This window comes from Erwinia aphidicola (assembly GCF_024169515.1).
Lineage (GTDB): Bacteria > Pseudomonadota > Gammaproteobacteria > Enterobacterales > Enterobacteriaceae > Erwinia > Erwinia aphidicola.
Genome location: NZ_JAMKCQ010000001.1, coordinates 281736 through 299785 on the forward strand (window position 1 = coordinate 281736; position 18050 = coordinate 299785).

The 18050-nt window shown below is 54.4% G+C and carries 16 protein-coding genes and 1 tRNA gene; 8 read left to right on the forward strand and 9 right to left on the reverse strand.

Annotated elements, in window-relative coordinates:
- Nucleotides 1–9 precede the first annotated feature (9 nt).
- From ccmI to ccmA, 9 genes are all read right to left on the reverse strand, one after another.
- Nucleotides 10–1230, reverse strand: a complete 1221-nt coding sequence (ccmI, locus tag J2Y91_RS01155) for a c-type cytochrome biogenesis protein CcmI (RefSeq protein WP_133623157.1) — start codon at nucleotides 1228–1230, stop codon at nucleotides 10–12.
- Nucleotides 1227–1685, reverse strand: coding sequence for a cytochrome c-type biogenesis protein (locus tag J2Y91_RS01160; protein ID WP_048915378.1), 459 nt, complete (start codon nucleotides 1683–1685; stop codon nucleotides 1227–1229). Before J2Y91_RS01160 ends, ccmI begins: the two co-directional genes overlap by 4 nt.
- On the reverse strand, nucleotides 1682–2239 hold the full coding sequence (locus J2Y91_RS01165) for a DsbE family thiol:disulfide interchange protein (RefSeq protein ID WP_048915377.1): 558 nt from the start codon (nucleotides 2237–2239) through the stop codon (nucleotides 1682–1684). The genes J2Y91_RS01160 and J2Y91_RS01165 overlap by 4 nt, the downstream gene beginning before the upstream one ends.
- Nucleotides 2236–4191, reverse strand: coding sequence for a heme lyase CcmF/NrfE family subunit (locus tag J2Y91_RS01170; RefSeq protein ID WP_133623156.1), 1956 nt, complete (start codon nucleotides 4189–4191; stop codon nucleotides 2236–2238). The genes J2Y91_RS01165 and J2Y91_RS01170 overlap by 4 nt, the downstream gene beginning before the upstream one ends.
- Nucleotides 4188–4670, reverse strand: coding sequence for a cytochrome c maturation protein CcmE (gene ccmE, locus J2Y91_RS01175; RefSeq protein WP_133623155.1), 483 nt, complete (start codon nucleotides 4668–4670; stop codon nucleotides 4188–4190). Before ccmE ends, J2Y91_RS01170 begins: the two co-directional genes overlap by 4 nt.
- Nucleotides 4667–4900: a heme exporter protein CcmD gene (gene ccmD / locus J2Y91_RS01180; RefSeq protein ID WP_133623154.1), complete on the reverse strand. Its 234-nt coding sequence runs from the start codon at nucleotides 4898–4900 to the stop codon at nucleotides 4667–4669. Before ccmD ends, ccmE begins: the two co-directional genes overlap by 4 nt.
- Nucleotides 4897–5640: a heme ABC transporter permease gene (locus J2Y91_RS01185; protein WP_048915373.1), complete on the reverse strand. Its 744-nt coding sequence runs from the start codon at nucleotides 5638–5640 to the stop codon at nucleotides 4897–4899. Before J2Y91_RS01185 ends, ccmD begins: the two co-directional genes overlap by 4 nt.
- Before the next feature lie 79 nt (nucleotides 5641–5719).
- Nucleotides 5720–6379: a heme exporter protein CcmB gene (ccmB, locus tag J2Y91_RS01190; protein WP_133623153.1), complete on the reverse strand. Its 660-nt coding sequence runs from the start codon at nucleotides 6377–6379 to the stop codon at nucleotides 5720–5722.
- Complete coding sequence (ccmA, locus tag J2Y91_RS01195; RefSeq protein WP_133623152.1) at nucleotides 6379–6996, reverse strand: cytochrome c biogenesis heme-transporting ATPase CcmA; 618 nt, start codon at nucleotides 6994–6996, stop codon at nucleotides 6379–6381. Before ccmA ends, ccmB begins: the two co-directional genes overlap by 1 nt.
- 246 nt (nucleotides 6997–7242) lie before the next feature.
- Here ccmA and J2Y91_RS01200 point away from each other — a divergent pair, with 246 nt between their 5' ends.
- The 8 genes from J2Y91_RS01200 (at nucleotide 7243) to J2Y91_RS01235 (ending at nucleotide 18034) form a co-directional block, all read left to right on the forward strand.
- Nucleotides 7243–8163, forward strand: coding sequence for a formate/nitrite transporter family protein (locus tag J2Y91_RS01200; protein WP_099755043.1), 921 nt, complete (start codon nucleotides 7243–7245; stop codon nucleotides 8161–8163).
- A 70-nt stretch (nucleotides 8164–8233) separates the two neighbouring features.
- Nucleotides 8234–8308: transfer RNA gene (locus tag J2Y91_RS01205), tRNA-Arg, on the forward strand.
- A gap of 599 nt (nucleotides 8309–8907) precedes the next feature.
- Complete coding sequence (locus J2Y91_RS01210) at nucleotides 8908–10188, forward strand: nucleotide sugar dehydrogenase (protein ID WP_133623151.1); 1281 nt, start codon at nucleotides 8908–8910, stop codon at nucleotides 10186–10188.
- Between the two features lie 29 nt (nucleotides 10189–10217).
- The gene (locus J2Y91_RS01215) at nucleotides 10218–12770 is read left to right on the forward strand and encodes a tetratricopeptide repeat protein (protein WP_253536828.1); all 2553 of its coding nucleotides are present in this window, start codon (nucleotides 10218–10220) and stop codon (nucleotides 12768–12770) included.
- Nucleotides 12767–14800 carry a glycosyltransferase gene (locus J2Y91_RS01220; protein WP_253536829.1) on the forward strand — a complete coding sequence of 678 codons (2034 nt, stop codon included), beginning with the start codon at nucleotides 12767–12769 and terminating at the stop codon, nucleotides 14798–14800. Before J2Y91_RS01215 ends, J2Y91_RS01220 begins: the two co-directional genes overlap by 4 nt.
- A 115-nt stretch (nucleotides 14801–14915) precedes the next feature.
- Nucleotides 14916–15989, forward strand: coding sequence for a polysaccharide biosynthesis/export family protein (locus J2Y91_RS01225; protein ID WP_253536830.1), 1074 nt, complete (start codon nucleotides 14916–14918; stop codon nucleotides 15987–15989).
- Entirely contained in the window at nucleotides 15986–17305 is a 1320-nt protein-coding gene (locus J2Y91_RS01230; protein WP_253536831.1) for an ABC transporter permease, read from the forward strand. The genes J2Y91_RS01225 and J2Y91_RS01230 overlap by 4 nt, the downstream gene beginning before the upstream one ends.
- A 6-nt stretch (nucleotides 17306–17311) precedes the next feature.
- Nucleotides 17312–18034 carry a P-loop NTPase family protein gene (locus tag J2Y91_RS01235; protein WP_253536832.1) on the forward strand — a complete coding sequence of 241 codons (723 nt, stop codon included), beginning with the start codon at nucleotides 17312–17314 and terminating at the stop codon, nucleotides 18032–18034.
- The last annotated feature ends 16 nt before the right edge of the window (nucleotides 18035–18050 follow it).

Genomic DNA, 18050 nt, shown 5'->3' on the forward strand with positions numbered 1-18050 from the left:
TTTTATAAATTATCGCCCAGCGGATGACATTTGCCGGTTAATTTCAACAGCCATCTGCTGCTGCCCGGCAAACGGGGTGACCGCACTCAGCCCAAACCAGTCGCCCGGCTGCGGATTGGCGCTGCCATCACGTGAAATACGCACGCGGACCTGTAACTGGTGCTGCGCGGATAACAGGCGCTGCGGCATCATGGCATTGCTGTCATCCAGCGTGAGCGATAAAGGAAAATGGCTCAGCGGTAACTTTTTCACCGCCACGGGGACCGGTGAGTTCCCGTCTGACACGGAAATATACAACACTCCGCCCTCTGGTAACATTTTTTCTGCCGCAGGCGACAGAGTGACCGTTAGTGCCAGCTGGCTATTTTGCTTACCGGATGCGCTTTTGGCCTGCTCGATGCTGCGCTGGATCATCAGCACGCGCCGATCGTCAGCCGGTAACAACTGTAACATCTTTTGCCAGGCGCTAATCGCCTCCGCATAGCGCTGCTGACCAAAAGCATTAAATGCCAATAAGCCCAGCACCCGCAAATCGCTGCCGTCATGACGCGCCATCTCTTCCAGCATTGCCGTTGCCTGGCTGTTGTCCTGCGGATCTTCAGAACGGGTCAACACTTCAGCATAGCTCAGGCGCACTTGCTCATCGGTTGGCGCCAGCTGTAATGCATGACGAAACGCCTGGCTGGCCGTGCTGGCGTTGTTCAGCACCATGCCCAGCCGGCCGAGCATCATCCAGTCGTTGAGATTTGTCGGGTCGCGCTGTAGCTCGCTGCGAATGCCTAATGCCAGGCGCGCCAGCTGTTCCATGCTCAGCGGGCGGGCCTGCGGGTCCATCACCTGGGCACGCAGCGCGGGCAGTTCGTTCTTCACCTGCTGCCACGCCAGCACCTGCGACAGGCCACCGGTTTTCAGATAGAAACCGATGCTGACGCCGAGCAGCAGCAGCACGCCCGGCAGCAGCACCCAGCGGCCGATCGGACGTTCCCTCAGTGACGTTTGCGGCGGCACGTCCAGCAGCAGCGTTTGCTGCAGTTCGCGCACCATCTCCGGTCGCTCGGCCACCACGCCCTGCGCTTCATCTTCTTCCAGCTCGCGCAGGCGCTGATGGTAAAAGGTCTGGTTCAGCGTATCGCGGTCACTCACGCTGCCGCTATTTCTGCGCCAGGCCAGAACAAACAGCAGGCAGGCGGCGATCAGCAGCGCCAGAAGGGTTAGCAAAAGTGCGCTCATGGTTGCTTCCTGTTATTTAACAACGCATCCAGCCGCTGCTGCTCGGCGGCATCCAGCTCGACATGCGGCGTGCGTTTGCGGCTGCGCAAAATAATCACCAGCGCGCCAATGATCACAAACAGCGCCGGGCCAGCCCACAGGATCAGGGTGGAGGCAGTCAGCGGCGGCTGATAAGAGACAAAATTACCGTAGCGCGCCACCATATACGCCTTCACCTGTTCCGGCGTCTGCCCTGCGCGCAGCAGCTGATACACCTTGAGGCGCATATCCCCGGCGATCATCGCGTTTGAGTCGGCAATGCTGTTGTTCTGGCATTTCGGGCAGCGCAGCGATTCGGTCAGATGGCGGTACTGCTGCTCCTGGGTGACTGAATCAAACTGATAAGTATCGATATTATCGGCCAGCGCCAGGCTGCTAAACAGCAGTGACGCCAGCAGGATCAGGATAGATTTCACGAACCGCTCTCCTGGCTATATTTCTGCCACAGCGGTTTGACTTCGTCATTCCACACGCGCTCGTTGAGATCGCCCGCGTGGCGATAGCGGATAATCCCGTGACCGTCGATCAGGAAGGTTTCCGGCGCGCCGTACACGCCCAGATCCAGCCCCAGCATCCCGTCGCCGTCATACAGGCTCAACGCATACGGGTTACCCAGCGTATTGAGCCAGTTAATCGCTTTCTGGCGGTCGTCTTTATAGTTCAGGCCCACCACGCGCACGCCTTTGGTCGCCAGCGTGTTGAGGTACTGATGCTCCGCGCGGCAGGTTGGGCACCAGGTAGCCCAGACGTTCAGCAGCAGCGGTTTACCGTCGGTCAGCACTGACTGGTCAAAGGTTTTGCCCGGCTGGTCGAGTGATTCCAGCTTAAATACCGGCACCGGCTTGCCGACCAGCGCCGACTCCAGCCGCGTCGGATCATCGCCGTTGGCGTTACGGGTTAGCTGCCACAGCAGCGCCGCCGCCAGCAGCAGAAACAGGATCAGCGGGATATAGAGGATTTTCTTGCTCATGCCAGCTCCTTCTGCGCTTTCTTACTGGCGCGATAGCGCGGGTCGAGCAGGCAGAAAATGCCGCCCACCGCCATAAACACGCCGCCAAACCAGATCCAGCGCACAAAAGGTTTGTAATAGATGCGTACCGCCCACGAATTACCGCCCAGCTCTTCGCCCAGCGCCGCATAGAGATCGCGCGTAAAGCCGCCGTCGATCGCCGCTTCGGTCATCATGGTACGCGCCACGCTGTAGTAACGTTTTTCCGCGTGCAGCGTGGCCTCATGTTTGCCGTTGCGCGTCACGTCGATAATGCCCACGCCGCCGGAGTAGTTCGGTCCCTGCAGGCTTTGCACGTCGCGGAAGGTGAAGTGATAGTTGTGGATATCCACGCTGTCACCCGCCTTCATACGCACGTCGCGCTCCACGCTGTAGTTCTGGCTGAAGGCGATGCCGATCACCGTTACCGCCACCCCGAGGTGGCCCAGCACCATGCCCCAGTGGCTGCGCGACAGATGGCGCAGCCCGCGCAGAAAGCTGTGGCGGTGAGTCGCGCGCTCGTGCAGCTCCAGCAGCGTCAGGATAATCACCCAGACCGCCATCATCAGCCCCACTACCGTCATCGCTTCAATGCGGTCCTGCATCAGCCACGGCAGCAGTATCGACAGCAGCAGGGTAGCAACCACGGCAATCGCCAGGCGCTTCCACAGCTTCTGCGGCTCATCGCGACGCCAGCGCACCAGCGGACCGATGCCGAGCATCAGCGCCAGCGGAGCCATCAGCCAGGTAAACAGCGTATTAAAGAACGGCTCGCCGATGGAGATGGTGCCCAGCCCTAGCTGTTTATGCACCAGCGGCAGTAGCGTACCGAGCAGCACCACCAGCATCGCGGCAATCAGCAGCACGTTGTTGCCGAGCAGGAAGGATTCCCGCGACCACACCTCGTTCTGCACCCGGCTGCGCACCTTGCTGCCCTTGATGGCGTACAGCAGCAGCGAACCGCCGATAACAATAATCAGGAAGGCGAGGATAAACATGCCGCGCGCCGGATCGGAGGCAAACGAGTGCACCGACACCAGCACCCCGGAGCGCACCAGGAAAGTGCCCAGCAGGCTGAGGGAGAAGGCAGCGATCGCCAGCAGCACGGTCCAGGCCTTAAAGGTGCCGCGCTTCTCGGTAACCGCCAGCGAGTGGATCAGCGCCGTTCCGGCCAGCCACGGCATAAACGAGGCATTCTCGACCGGATCCCAGAACCACCAGCCGCCCCAGCCAAGCTCGTAATAAGCCCAGGCGGAACCGAGCACGATGCCGATGGTGAGGAACACCCAGGCCGCCGTGGTCCACGGACGCGACCAGCGCGCCCAGGCGGTATCCAGCCGTCCGGCCATCAGCGAGGCAATCGCAAAAGCGAACGCCACCGAGAAGCCGACATAGCCCATATACAGCAGCGGCGGGTGGAAGATCAGCCCAATATCCTGCAGCATCGGGTTCAGGTCGCTGCCGTCGATAGGGAAGTCCGGCAGCGTGCGGGTAAACGGATTCGAGGTTAGCGTGATAAACAGCAGGAAGCCGAGGTTGATCATCCCCATCACCGCCAGCACGCGGGCAATCGCCTCCAGCGGCATCGCGCGGCTGAACAGCGCCACCGCCAGCGTCCAGGTGCTCAGCAGCAGCACCCATAGCAGCAGCGAGCCCTCATGCGCGCCCCAGGTGGCAGCCACCCGGTAGTAAACCGGCAGCAGCGTATTGGAGTTGGTGGCCACATACGCCACGCTGAAATCATTCACCACAAAGGCGTGAACGAGGATAATAAACGCCGCCGCGATACAGGCAAACAGCCCGTAGGAGAGCGGGCGGGCCAGCCCCATCAGCCGACGATCGTGGCGCGCCGCGCCCCACAGCGGGTAGATGCTGAGCAGCAGGGAGAGCGCCAGCGCCAGGCACAGCAGGAAGCTGCCGATTTCGGGGATCATGACTGGCCTCCGTTATTGTCGTTAGCGGCAGGATGGGTGTGATTCTTCTTCATCGCGTCACTGATTTCCGGTGGCGTGTATTTTTCATCGTGCTTGGCCAACACTTCTTTGGCGATAATGTGCGTACCGTCCTGCAGTACGCCCTGCGCCACTACGCCCTGCCCTTCGCGGAACAGGTCCGGCAGAATACCTTCGTAGCTGACGTTAATCACCGCGCTGTTGTCATACAGCTGGAAGGCGACTTTCAGGGTATCCGGGTCGCGCTTAACGCTGCCCGGCATCACCATGCCGCCAATACGCAGCCGCTGCCCCGGCTCCGGCTTAACGTGGGTTTCACCTTTGCCATACACCACTTCACCAGGAGTGTAGAACAGATCGATATTAGAACGCAGTGCGTACATCACTAAAGCCGTTGCCAGCCCCAGCCCGACGAGCACCACCATCACCAGCATCAGGCGATTTTTACGACGGGGATTCACGATGGCTCTCCTGCCGCTTCACCGGCGTTTTTTTTCACTTTTGCCGCACGAATGCGCTGCTCACGCGCCTGGCGCTGACGAATATCCGCCAGCAGCCGACGACGTTGTAAAACGGTATGCACTACCAGGCCGCCAAGGGCAACCAGCGTACAGATTACGGCCAGCCAGACATAGAAGGCGTAGCCGCCCATGGCAAAGAAGTCGTGCCAGGTAGAGAATGCCGGCGTCATGATTTACGCCCCCCTTTTGCCGCCACGGCAGCCACCCACGGGCGGTGGCGCTCGCTCAGCAGCAGCAGATTGCGCAGGCGCATCAGCGTCAGGGTAACGAATATCAGCAGATAACCGAGGATTGACCAGCGCAGCGGCGTGCGCATACTCGGGTCTATCGCCTGCTGCAACACCCCGCTAGACCCCTGGTGCAGCGTGTTCCACCACTGCACCGAGTAGTGAATAATGGGCAGGTTAACCACCCCAACGAGGATCAGGATGCTGGCCGCGCGGCCCGCCATGCGGCGGTCGTCAAAGGCGTGATAAAGCGCGATAGTGCCCATATAAAGGAACAGCAGCACCAGCTCCGAGGTCAGGCGTGCATCCCAGATCCACCAGGTCCCCCACATCGGCTTACCCCATGCGGAACCCGTCACCAGGGCAATAAAGGTAAATACTGCCCCCACCGGAGCCATTGCGGCGGCGGCAAGATCGGCGGTTTTCCACTGCCACACCAGCCCGACAAAGGCCGCAATCGCCATTGAGGCATAGATGCCCATTGACCACATCGCGGCAGGCACGTGGATATAGATGATGCGGTAGCTGTTACCCTGTTGATAATCTGATGGGGCAAAACCGAATCCCCATGCCCAGCCGAGCAGCAGCGCCGCGATGCCGGGAATGGCAAACCACGGCACAAAACGGCCGCATAACGGGTACAGCCGCTCGGGCTGGCCCAGTTGATGTATCCATTTCCACATTATTATTTTGCTCACAATAAAAGAAATCGTTCTGGTATCTGCATCGGAACTGCCGCGCGCACCGGTCTCTGTTAGCCGTTTAGTGCACGCTTACCCGTAAAGCTGCTGCGGTGGCAAACGGCGCCAGCGTGGCGCTCCCCACCAGCAGCGCGCCGAGAATGGCCAGGTAACCATCAATCGGCAAGCCCATCCCGGCAGCATCAATCGCCGCACTGGCAAAAATCAGCACCGGTACCGCCAGCGGCAGCACCAGTAAACTCAGCAATACGCCACCGCGCCGCAGCCCGACCGTCAGCCCGACGCCAATGGCACCGAGGAAGCTCAGGGTGGGTGTCCCCAGCAGCAGGGTCAGAGCTACCGCCCGCCAGCTGGCAAAATCCAGCGACAGCAGCAGCGCCACCAGCGGCGACAGCAGCAGCAGCGGTAGGCCGGTGACGATCCAGTGCGCCGCCACCTTGCCCAAAACCGTTATCGGCAGCGGTGCGGGCAGCAGCAGCAGCTGTTCCAGCGAACCATCGAGAAAATCATCGCGAAACAGTCTTTCCAGCGCCAGTAGCGAGGAGAGCAGCGCCGCAACCCAGACAATCCCGGGGGCAATTCGCGCCAGCAGCTGCGGCTCCGGGCCGATGCCGAGTGGAAACAGGGTAATCACAATCAGGAAAAACCACAGCGGATTGATAATCTCCGCGCCGCTGCGAAAGGCAATGCGCAGTTCACGCTTGAGTACGCGCCAGAACATCACGGCTCCCCTGCGTAAGTGAGACGAATACGGCTGACGCGCTGAGCGGCCCCTGGCAGATCCTGATGGGTTGTGAGGATCACTGCCCCGCCCTGCTCTGCGTGCTGCACAAACAGCGCCATCAGTTTCTCCACGCCGGATTTATCGATTGCCGTCAGCGGCTCATCGAGGATCCACAGTGCGGCCTGGCTCAGCCACAGCCGCGCCAGCGCCACGCGCCGCTGCTGCCCGGCGGAAAGGGCTGCGACGGGCACATCTTCATAACCGGTGAGGTCAACCTGCTCAAGCGCCTGAAACAGCTCATCCGCCGTACGTTCGGCATGCCAGAAACTGAGATTTTCAAACGGCGTCAGCACCGCCTTCACCCCCGGCTGATGGCCGAGGTAGAGCAGGCTGGCATGATAGCTTTCGCGCTGGCGCTGGATGCTTTCCTGCTGCCAGAGGATCTCTCCCTGCTCCGCCCGGCTGAGGCCGGCAAGAATTCGCAGCAGTGAGGTTTTCCCTGCCCCATTCGCCCCTTCAACCTGCACAATTTCACCCGCCGCAACGGTAAAGCTGAGATTGCGAAACAGCGCCCTTTCGTCGCGAACACATGTCAGATTTCTGGCTGCCAGCATGGGAGGAAGATCACACTTTGTTAAATTTGATGGCGAATAGTACCACAGGCTTTACGTTCGCTGAAACGCGGCAGGTCGCGCCCGGCGCGGTTTTGCGGCTCTGTACGCCGTAAAGCGCACAAAAACAGCTGAAAACATCGCTGCGGTTAAAGCTTTGTTACTCTTCTTATAAAATCTACTTACATTTCACTTTTTAGCGACAATACCCGCTACGCTTATCAGGACACTTTATTACTGGGGGGAAAAATGGATAACACACAAAAAGAGACTGAAAATCAGGTTGAGAGCGAAGAGAGCGAACAGGGCGAAGAGATCGAGGTGGATGAGGAGGCGTTGCCCTCACGCGCTGCTGCGGTCCATGAACAGATCCGCCAGGAAGGTGAGAAGGAGTTAGAGCGTGATGGGCTGGCGCTGCTGTTTTCCGCCATCGCGGCCGGGCTGTCGATGGGCGCATCGCTGATGGCAAAAGGGATCTTTCAGGCCAATCTGCACGACGTGCCCGGTGGTTTTCTGCTGGAAAACCTCGGCTACACCTTCGGCTTTATTATCGTCATTATGGCGCGCCAGCAGCTGTTTACTGAAAACACCGTGACGGCCGTGCTGCCGATAATGCATAAACCTAGCGGCAGTAACCTGCTGCTGCTGCTGCGCCTTTGGGGGCTGGTTCTGGTCGGGAACCTGGTAGGTACCGCGCTGGCGGCGCTGGCCTTTACCCATATGCCCATTTTTGACGATGCGGTGCGCAGCGCCTTTGTCAGCATCAGTCAGAAAGTGATGGAGAATACGCCGGGAGAGATGTTTGCCAATGCGGTGGTATCCGGCTGGATTATCGCCACTATGGTATGGATGTTCCCTTCCGCTGGCGGCGCGAAAATCTGGATTATTATCCTGATGACCTGGCTGGTAGCGCTCGGCGACCTGGCGCATATCGTGGTGGGTTCGGTAGAGATCTTCTATCTGGTGTTCAACGGTGAGATCCCGTGGCAGCAGTTTATCTGGCCCTTTGCCCTGCCGACGCTGGCGGGTAATATCATCGGCGGCACCTTTATCTTTGCCCTGATCAGCCACGCGCAGATCCGCAACGATATGAGCACCGAGGCCAAAGCTAAAGCGCAGGCCGAGGCGAAGCGTAAGCAGCATAAAGAGAAGAAGGATTGCGCGGATTGATGGTTAAACGCGCAGTCAGTCAGGTAACTGGTTAATCCGCGGCGATAATTGCGTTATACTGCGCGCCGCGGTCCCCTTAGTTAAATGGATATAACGAGCCCCTCCTAAGGGCTAGTTGCAGGTTCGATTCCTGCAGGGGACACCATTTCACAGTTCGCCCCCTCCTTCGTGGTTCGCAAAAACGCTTAAAAGTCAGGCTCAACTTAAGACACTCTTTCGCGATGGTTCGTTGGCAAACATGCTCCACAACGGTTAAAAAAAGTAGTGCTTAAGTTATTGATTCGCAGAATCAATAATTCCGTAAGATATTTTTCCTGTTTAATATATTGTTGCATATTGGAATTAAAACCTCGTAAAGACGCTTAATTTTTTCATAAAACCTCGCCTGACTTACGCTTATAAAAAATGTATATTTCACCTAAATTTCAACCTGCAATAAACACTATATCTTGATAACATTGAAGATACATATTGAAAATGGTTTTATTGATTTTAGTAAAATCACCACCAGAGGCTTAACTTCCCGCAGAATCCTGAAAATTTAATGATTATCGATAAATATCTATTTAAATCGATCGATTCAATGATTATAAACTAACCACCACCCCACCCTAAATAACCGGACACTGGCTCTTACCAGTAAGAATCAGGAGTGAAATTAATAAAAAAACTATAGCTTATTAGCTGTAGAAAAAATCACGTATTGTTCATATCAAATTAGGATAACTTTTTAAGGATTTCGTTATGAATGTTCAGAATATCGCTGTATGCGGGTTAGGATATGTTGGCCTGCCTGTTGCTGTAGCACTTGCTCAACATTTTAATGTGATGGGTTTTGACGTAGACACCGAGCGGATAAGTCATTTACGGGACTTTAATGATTGGACTGGGGAAGTTAGTCAAGAAATACTCGCTCACTCAACACTTCAACTCACTGATAAGATAGAAGATATTAAAGATTTCGATTTTTTTATCGTCGCAGTACCAACCCCAATAGATGAACGCTGCGCGCCAGATTTTACCATGTTGAAAGAGGCGAGTCGTTTGATAGGCTCGGTGCTGACACAAGGAAGTACGGTTGTTTTTGAGTCGACAGTATATCCGGGTGCCACGGAGGAAATCTGTGCTCCTGAACTGGAAAAAAGTTCGGGGCTTCGTTGTGGTATTCATTTCAAAATTGGCTACAGCCCTGAGAGAATTAATCCAGGTGATACTGAACACCCGTTCGAAAAAATTATAAAGGTGGTAGCAGGCCAGGATGAGGATACGCTGGAGCGAATCGCCAGCGTCTATGAAACCGTGGTCGAAGCTGGCGTTTTTCGCGCTTCATCAATCAAAGTGGCTGAAGCTGCAAAAGTCTTAGAAAATACCCAGCGCGATATTAATATAGCCTTGATGAATGAAATATCTAAGATTTGCGCACTGATAAAAATAAATACTTCTGACGTGCTAAAGGCTGCGGGTACGAAGTGGAACTTCATGCATTTCACACCAGGTTTAGTGGGAGGGCACTGTATTGGCGTAGACCCTTACTATCTGACATCTAAGGCTCAGCAATATGGCTATCATCCCGAAGTCATCCTGGCAGGACGGCATATTAACGACAGCATGGCTGAGCACGTTGCCTCCAGACTGATCCAAATTTTGGCCTGTAGCAAGCGGCTCGCATCGTCAACTCGTGTCGGTATTGTTGGCATCACGTTTAAGGAAAATGTGCCAGATATTCGCAACTCGAAAGTCATCGATCTTTATAGAGAGTTAGGACGTTATGGCGTCAATTCACTGGTAAGCGACCCTCTTGCCGACCCAATTCAGACGGAGCGCGCATACGGGATGACTTTAGTTGACCCTTCGTTACTGATAGACCTCGACATGCTGATACTCGCCGTTCCCCATACCCAGTCGGTGAAACTCATTTATCGAAGGCTCGATCAAATGGTGGCGAAAGGTGGCGTGTTATGCGACCTCCGTTCAGTACTGGAACCGTCCCGGTTACGTTCAGACATTCTTCACTGGACGCTGTAATACCTGGTTCAACATGGAGTAATCATCCTATGACTTCCCTGAGTATTTGTCCGATAGGAACCTGCCGTATCCATCAGCCTTTGCGTATCTGCACTCAGCACTATCCAATAGCGTTAGAGCATGGGCGCAACTATGGTTATATCCATACCAGCACCGAAGCACTGCAGCAGTTACATTTTATGAAAGGAGAAAAAAAATTTTCCGACGATATAAAACCACTTATTTTCCGGCCAGGTACATCTGCCAGTTTTGTCTTAACCCCTCACCATCAAGCAGATATCTATATGGTGGAGATTTCATCAAACAAGCTGCATTACATCGATGATCAACCGATCCAGTGTAATTATACCTATCGCTATTTCAGTGATTTCTTTGCCAACAGTGAGCGCGCAAAGTTGTTCTGGTCAATGGCGGGAGATGATCAGATCAACGCCCGACGTAAAGTCCTTGAGGAAATGCCGGTGTTTCAGCGCCTGTCGTCGGACGATCGTGAACTTCTTGCCCGCATCCAAAGGCGAAATCTTGCTGACGATGAGATTGCACGCGATATGGAAGAAATCACACAAATCATCGGCCGCGATAAGCTGGTGTTTGTCACACATGTTAACGCTTGTACCGCAGACAGTGCTGTCATTAATCGGCGAAGCGCACTGATCAAGTTGGTGCGTGAGAAGGGTAAGCACCTGGACGTCGCCTGCTATGACCCAACACCGTTAATGCGCCGGCTCGGGCAGATCAACGCCATTGCCAATGACGGGCTGGATTTAGCGCACTATACCGATCTGTTTAATGAGCGGCTGGGTGAAGACTGGTACAAAATTTTTGTCTTGCCGCGACTCGATGCCTCGACTTTTCATGATGTGCCCTCACCCGAAGAGAGCCAGCTTGCCGAAATCGAGGCTCTATGGAACGCCGGAAAGCACCTTAGTGCCTCACGACAATTACATGAGGCTTTGCGTAATCAATTCGCCTCACGTCGTCACCGTATTCTGCTCGGGCGCATGCAGTATGAACTGGGCGACTTTGAGAATGCCATCCGTCATCTGCAGTCGGCCAAAGAGCAGGGCGACACCAATGATGAAAAAAACGATCTGATGCTAATGCGGGCCTATTTCAGAATAGGTCAATATCGCGAGGCCCGTTTGTGCGCGCAAGCGTTGCTGTCAGATGAAACCGTCACGCTGGAAATTATGCATGTCTGTGCAGTTTCGGCAACGCATCTTGGCGAGCATACTGCTGCGCTCGGTGAGTGGAAGCAGCTGTTTCGCCTGAGCGATGACAAAGCCGAAGCTGCTCAGGCAGTGTTGAGCCTGCTGGAAGCGATGGCAGATAAAGATGCTGTGCTTGACTGGGTAGAAAAAGTGCTTGAGGTACTGCCAACGCATGGTCCCTGTTTTGTTGTGTTGTGGAACCAACGGCTGGCAGAGGCAGATCGGGCGGGCCTGCTCGAACTTGCATCCCGACCCGTCGTTTTGAGCGAACAGGAGGCCTTCAATCTGACATGCCGCACTGCTGAACAGGGTTTTGCCCTGCCGGCAGCGTTACTCGTCGTAGCGCATGCACTACCTGAGAGCCATGACCCTGGGGTAACGACATGGATCAAAAATCAAGCTGGCAAATGGTTGCAGGAGGGTATGAGCCAGCTTGATGAAGGGGAGCTGCTAAAAGCTGCGGATAATATTCAGGCACGAGCCTGTCTACCTGCAATCAACAATACGCTCAGACGTGCACGGCGTTCACTGGAACAGAAGATGCGCGTTGATATACGCCGTGCCTTCCAGCAAAAACGTTATGAAGAGGTCATGGAGATCTCACTTATCGCTAGCCAGACTCTGACAAGTTTTCCCGAACTTAATAGTTTCACGGGCCGGGCGGCGTATGCGCAGGGAGACATCACAACAGCGTTGCTGTACTTGAGACGGGCCGCCAGCGAAGAAGACGCGACCGTCGTGGCGAAGGTTTTATTGGCGCGTACTGCCGCACGCAGCGGAGAACATATCGAAGAAGCCATTGACACCTACCAGGAATTGCTAGGAAGTCATCCGACGGAGGCATGGGTCAGCGATGAAGCAAAGCGGCACATTCCCCGGTTGGAGAGTCGCCTGACGCGCGTGGCGCGTGAGATGTTGACGCAAGGCGAATATGACAAAGCATGGGAGCTACTCAAACGCGCTGAAAATGTTGATGCGAATAACCCGGCGGTCTCACGGGAGAAAAAACGCGTAATTTCGGCACTCTATTCCAGACTTAAGTCCCTGGCTCCTGACAATGTCTCTGAGCGACTGATGATTGGCGAAACGATCCTGCGTTTTGCCCCCGAAGATACGGTAGGACTTAAAGCCGCAGCGACGGCGGCAATGCGAACCCACCGATTTACCGAAGCCCTGCACTACTGGTCTTTATTACGGACGCACTCTGAAAAACCAGAATTGATCGATGCCAATATCAATAAATGTCATTTATGGATTGACCGGGCGCGGCGCAAAAAACAGTCTGACATTTTTATGCCAACTCTTTCCGTTTTGCCTGCTATCGATAGCCCATGTTCCCGCTCTGAGTGGGTAATGGACCAACCATTATGACCGAATCGAACAAATTAGTTTCGGATCTGCATATTGCGACGCTCCGCGAGCTTGAGAATACGCGTTCTCGTCTGGCAGAAATACTCAAGCTTTGCCTCACCGATGACGCGGCACATCGTCATCTGAAAGAGGCTGAAAATCTGGCGCTCAGGTATTGTAATGATATTAAGGTGCAAGCGTTTTGGCTGCAAATCAGGGAGCGAACGGGAGACAGCACGGGTTTGAGCGAGCAATGGGCTGCGCTTTTGCTCAATTGCCCACAGGATCCTGCTCTTTTACGTCTCTATGTCCGTTACCTGATGAAGGCGCAGCGTAAAGGGGAAATCCCCGCGCTGATTGACCAACATCTGCCAGAAAATATGGAAGATATGCACTCTGCCCTGGCACGCGCAGGGATAATGGTGGATGCCCATCTGTACGACAGGTCAGATACCCTATTTCGTAGACTGATTGACCGCTATGATCATCCGACCATACGGGTACGATTCGCCAAAAATTTGCACAAGCGCGGTTTGTTGTATGAAGCGATTGAGGTGCTCGCTCCAGTCGCTGAGGGTCAGGATCCGGATAGCCCGATCGGAGAGTTCAATATTCGGCTCATGGATGACTACGATTTTTTCTGTCGGCTTGAGCCCAGCGGCAGTATTGTCGGGCAGCACATCTCAATGCTGTCACTGAAGCATGCATTGCTCCATTTCCGTTATCGGGAAATTGTCGCAGGGAAGGCGCAATCATCACGCATCGCCTTGATCACAGGAAGCCTCGGACCCGGGGGAGCCGAACGCCAGTTGGCCAGACTGGCCTGCTGCCTGACGTCTCCCCGCCAACTGCAAGAAGGGGCAGAATACCCGCTTCAACATCCACTTCTCATCAATGTCATCGTCAAGCGCTATACCGCAACGGTTGCTGAAACGAACACACATAAGCAGCTGGATTTTTTTCTCCATGACCTCCTTGACGCTGGAATCAAAGTGACAGAGATAAACAATCTGCCAGTGAATAACCTGTTCGCTTTAACAAACGGCGATCCTGATTTTCTCAGACTACTGGAGCATCTCCCGGCTCAAGTGCGTTATGGCTTAACACGTCTGTATCCGTATCTTCTTGAAAATCGTTTTGATGTTGCCAGCCTGTGGCAGGACGGAACCTGTTTCTTTGGCGCGCTGGCTGCGCTACTGGCTGGCGTGCCCGTCATTCATCTGGTGTTTCGCGGCCTGCCGCCTAATCTGCGTGGCGCACGCTACAAACCTGAATATCGTTTACTGTACCAGGCGCTGGCTGAAATTCCGGGGGTCTGTTTTATCAGTAACAGCAAAGTGATTGCCCGGGAATATGCTCAGTGGCTGGATTTGCCTATCGAACGTTTCCATATTCTTTATAACGGTGTGCCAGTGCCAGCCATCGGCGCTCCGGGCAAAGAGGAAAGCAAATGGCAGGAATTTTCGCAACATACCAAGGATGCCACCGAAACCATCGGCGGAGTATTCCGTCATGAACCCGATAAGCAGCCACACATATGGGTCAGGCTGGCACATCACTATTTGCAGCGTCGCCCAAATGCACGCTTTGTCATGGTGGGCGATGGCCGATTACTGGAAAGCACACGCAATTTAGTGAACGAACTGGGGATCCAACAGCATGTGCTTCTGGTGGGATTATCCCGGCACGTCGGATTCTGGTATTCGAAAATGGACGTAAAGGTACTCCTTTCGCTGTATGAAGGATTACCGAATGTGCTTATTGAGGCGCAGCTGTTGGGCGTGTTAACCGTGTCAACACCTGCGGGTGGCTCTGGCGAATGCTTTATTGATGGCGTGACCGGACATCTGCTCTCTCGGGCAGAAAATCCCGATCTTGATGAAGCCTGCGACAAAATTTCATTGCTGGTGGATAGCCTCCATTCCAATGCAGAGGTGCGCGAAATGGCAAAAACACGCGCACGTAAGCTGTTTGCTGTCAACGCGATGCGCGATACGTTCATCGACTTATGTCGCTCTTCAGTCATGCATGACCAGCTGACTACGGTATAGAAATCTCTGCCTTTAACTGAGATTACGCTGATTCATTTCAGGATGGTGTTTAAGAAGAAAAACAATGCGTTTCAGGGAGGATTGTGTGAGGAAGATACGCGTTAAGGAGACACTGATGTTGTTACTTCTGGCCTGCACGACACTACAGGGATGTGGCTTACCACGCGGTGGCCCCCTGCTCAGCGAAATAGAAAAGTCGTACAACCAGGGAGGCATCCAACTGCTACCCGTGACGCCATCACTCGCAACAGCCAGCCGAGATGCACAACATGCCAGCTTTCCCGAAAGCTTTCTCACTGCGACGGAAACCGACCTCACCCGTTTGGCCCCGGGAGACAGTGTCAATGTCATCCTCTGGGAAAGAGACGGCCTGCAACTGTTTATGCCGGACACTGGCGGCAGGGCCGATCTGGGAGAACTGGTCCTTGACCACGAGGGGGCAATCTATCTGCCCTATGTGGGAAAAATTCCGGCGAAAGGACTCACCATCGCACAATTACGCGATGCCATCATGAGACATCTACACGGCATCGTGAATGCTTCCGCTGTGAACGTACAGGCAGGGTCACGGAGTAGCCAGATGGTAATCGCACAGGGCGATTTATCTAAATCTGGCGCATATCCGCTCAATCAGGCAACCCGCAGATTGAGCGGGTTACTTGCACAGGCCGCACCGGATCAGCGTAATCCTGAACAAATGGCAATCACGGTGCAACGTTCCGGGGAGTCGGCTTCTGTTCGTTTGGCCGATATCTATCGTAATCCAGCTCAGAATATTGCGTTACAGCCAGGGGATGTTGTCGTTGCGCATAACGTGACTCAATATTTCACTGTATTGGGCGCTGCCAACGGGCAAAAACGTCTCAGGCTGAGTAAACGTAATTATAGCGTTGCCGATGCCCTTGGTGATGCCAGTGGCCTGAACGACAGCCAGGCAAACCCTGGTGCTGTATTCCTGATGCACACACCTGATGCAGATAGCTTTGCTTCAGGAACGGAAGCGCAGCCAGTTGTCTATCAATTTGATTTTACTCGGCCGGAGCAGCTGGTCCTTGCCAGCCACTTCGTGGTGCACGAAGGTGACCAGATTTACATTTCGGACGCACCATTTACTCAAGTACAAAAAGTACTTTCTGCCTTCAGCTCAACGCTGGGTTCCGTTCGCTCTGTCACGGGCATAGAGCAATGAGAGCGGATATTCATCATGAGAAGTTAACACAACCAGCCGCGGAGTCTGCTGATAGCGACCTTGATTTATTGCGTCAGCAGGTAGATGCCGCCACGAGCCTGGCGCTGGAACCGCTTGAAGTTTCATTGGCGATATTCCTCAGCTCACTGGCGCGTCTACCACATGCCACGATCGGTCAACGACGCGCAATCTACGAGGCGATCCAGACCGGGCAGAAAAGTGGCCTCACCCGTATTGGCGCTGAGGATGCGCTGGTGAATGTTCGTTACCGCCAGCTTCGCATGATCATGCGCTATCTCGAACAGGATATCCGGGCTGGCGTTGACGTGCTGGCTGAGGGTTTTCATTCAACAGATCTTGAGCGAGATTACCAGCGGCTGGAGGCAGGCTATGCCATAAGGGTTGCACAGCAAAAGAGTCGGGCTGCGCGTGCAGCGAAGTCCAACGCATCTGCGGCTGAGTTACTCACCCCTCAAGAGGCCGAGCAGTGTTCGTCACTGGGGATACGCATGAATCGCATTCATGCCGCTCAACAGCTACGGCCGCTGGAACGTGGTGCTTCGTGGCCAACCACACTGATACCTTTAATCTGTTTTCTTCTGCATGTTATTCGCAATGAAAGTCGGGTGGCGTTACTGTGGGCGATGCTTGCACCTGCCTTACTGCTTGGCTTGATTTCAACCCCCTATTTCCTGACAGGCGTTCGCTATATTTTGGGTATGGATGTCGCGACATTCGCACTGTTGGGTGCGATTACGTGGATTATGGTTCGGCAGATCGTCTTTCGCAGCAGTACCCACTATGTCGCATCGCGCGTATTAGTTCATTTGAGTGTCATCACGCCACTGCTGTGTTCTCTGGCTTATGCGCTGATCCAGCTCGGTATCTATCTGGTGGTATATCTGGTGCTGCTGCCTGCCGGGGCTTATCTGAACCTTATCACTCCCCCCGACCAGTGGATGATGGTTCTTTTTTATGTGCTGATGATGGCGTTGGGGGCAACCGCAATCGGTATCCTGTTTGGCAGCATCGCCTCAATCTGGCCCTATTTCCTGCGTTTCTCTGCTGTTATCGAGCGTTTCCTTCAGGTGTTCTCCAGTGTTTTTCTTGTTTCAGAACAGTTACCTGAAGCATATCGGAGATATTTTTTGTGGTCGCCATTTGCGCACGGCATGCAGTTAATGCGGCAGGCTTATTTCGAGAACTACACATCACAAGATGCAAGCCTTAACTATTTTTTTATCATGCTGGTGATCATGGTCGCCATTAGCTTGCTCGCTGAACGTCTGTTGCGCTGCAATGTGCAGCCAATGTGAGGACCCATGATCCATCTGACTGGTGTGACCGACTGTCCGCGAGTATTTGGCGAAAGAAAACTGCTGCTATCGAATGTTGATCTGGTGCTTGCGCCCGGCCGCTATGCGTTGCTTTCAAGCAAGCCTGAATGTCATCGTCCGCTGTTAGACGTGCTAGCCGGAATTCGCCCCCCACAGCGCGGGCTGGTACAGCATCGCGGTCTGGTTTCATGGCCGATGGGCCGCCAGGGCTTCATCCGTGGTAAAGGCTCAGGCCTGAAAATGGTGCGGCTTGTCTGCAACCTTTTTGGCCTGGATGTGCACTCTTCGATCGACTGGTTAGCCGACTTGATGACCCACCCTGAGTATCTGTCCAGGCCAATGTCTGACTGGCCGCTTTTTATGCGACAGGAATTTTCTTTTGCATTAGCTCTGATACCCGATTTCGATATCTACCTGGTTGATGGAGCAATGCCATTTCAGCCTTGCCGTTTTACAAGATTATGGCGAGCGCTGTTTGAGAAGCGGCTGGCAAACCGCACGTTGATACTTTCCACATATCGTCATTCGCAGATGACGGACTATTGTACGAAGGCAATGATCTATGAGCGAAATGGACTCCGCATCGAAGAAAACCTCACAGATTGCATCGGGAAATTCCCTGCAAGGCAAAACAGCAGCGACGCCTCTGCACAGTCAATCGACGTATCCAACTTCAGCTCCTCTGCAGGAGACCCCTTCATATATTGAGACCCACTCGCAGGAG

Coding starts and splice junctions, on each gene's coding strand:
- ccmI (WP_133623157.1), bottom strand. CDS start 1,230: ATGAGCGCACTTTTGCTAACCCTTCTGGCGCTGCTGATCGCCGCCTGC.
- J2Y91_RS01165 (WP_048915377.1), bottom strand. CDS start 2,239: ATGAGCAAGAAAATCCTCTATATCCCGCTGATCCTGTTTCTGCTGCTG.
- J2Y91_RS01170 (WP_133623156.1), bottom strand. CDS start 4,191: ATGATCCCCGAAATCGGCAGCTTCCTGCTGTGCCTGGCGCTGGCGCTC.
- ccmD (WP_133623154.1), bottom strand. CDS start 4,900: ATGACGCCGGCATTCTCTACCTGGCACGACTTCTTTGCCATGGGCGGC.
- J2Y91_RS01185 (WP_048915373.1), bottom strand. CDS start 5,640: ATGTGGAAATGGATACATCAACTGGGCCAGCCCGAGCGGCTGTACCCG.
- ccmB (WP_133623153.1), bottom strand. CDS start 6,379: ATGTTCTGGCGCGTACTCAAGCGTGAACTGCGCATTGCCTTTCGCAGC.
- ccmA (WP_133623152.1), bottom strand. CDS start 6,996: ATGCTGGCAGCCAGAAATCTGACATGTGTTCGCGACGAAAGGGCGCTG.
- J2Y91_RS01200 (WP_099755043.1), top strand. CDS start 7,243: ATGGATAACACACAAAAAGAGACTGAAAATCAGGTTGAGAGCGAAGAG.
- J2Y91_RS01210 (WP_133623151.1), top strand. CDS start 8,908: ATGAATGTTCAGAATATCGCTGTATGCGGGTTAGGATATGTTGGCCTG.
- J2Y91_RS01215 (WP_253536828.1), top strand. CDS start 10,218: ATGACTTCCCTGAGTATTTGTCCGATAGGAACCTGCCGTATCCATCAG.
- J2Y91_RS01220 (WP_253536829.1), top strand. CDS start 12,767: ATGACCGAATCGAACAAATTAGTTTCGGATCTGCATATTGCGACGCTC.
- J2Y91_RS01225 (WP_253536830.1), top strand. CDS start 14,916: ATGTTGTTACTTCTGGCCTGCACGACACTACAGGGATGTGGCTTACCA.
- J2Y91_RS01230 (WP_253536831.1), top strand. CDS start 15,986: ATGAGAGCGGATATTCATCATGAGAAGTTAACACAACCAGCCGCGGAG.
- J2Y91_RS01235 (WP_253536832.1), top strand. CDS start 17,312: ATGATCCATCTGACTGGTGTGACCGACTGTCCGCGAGTATTTGGCGAA.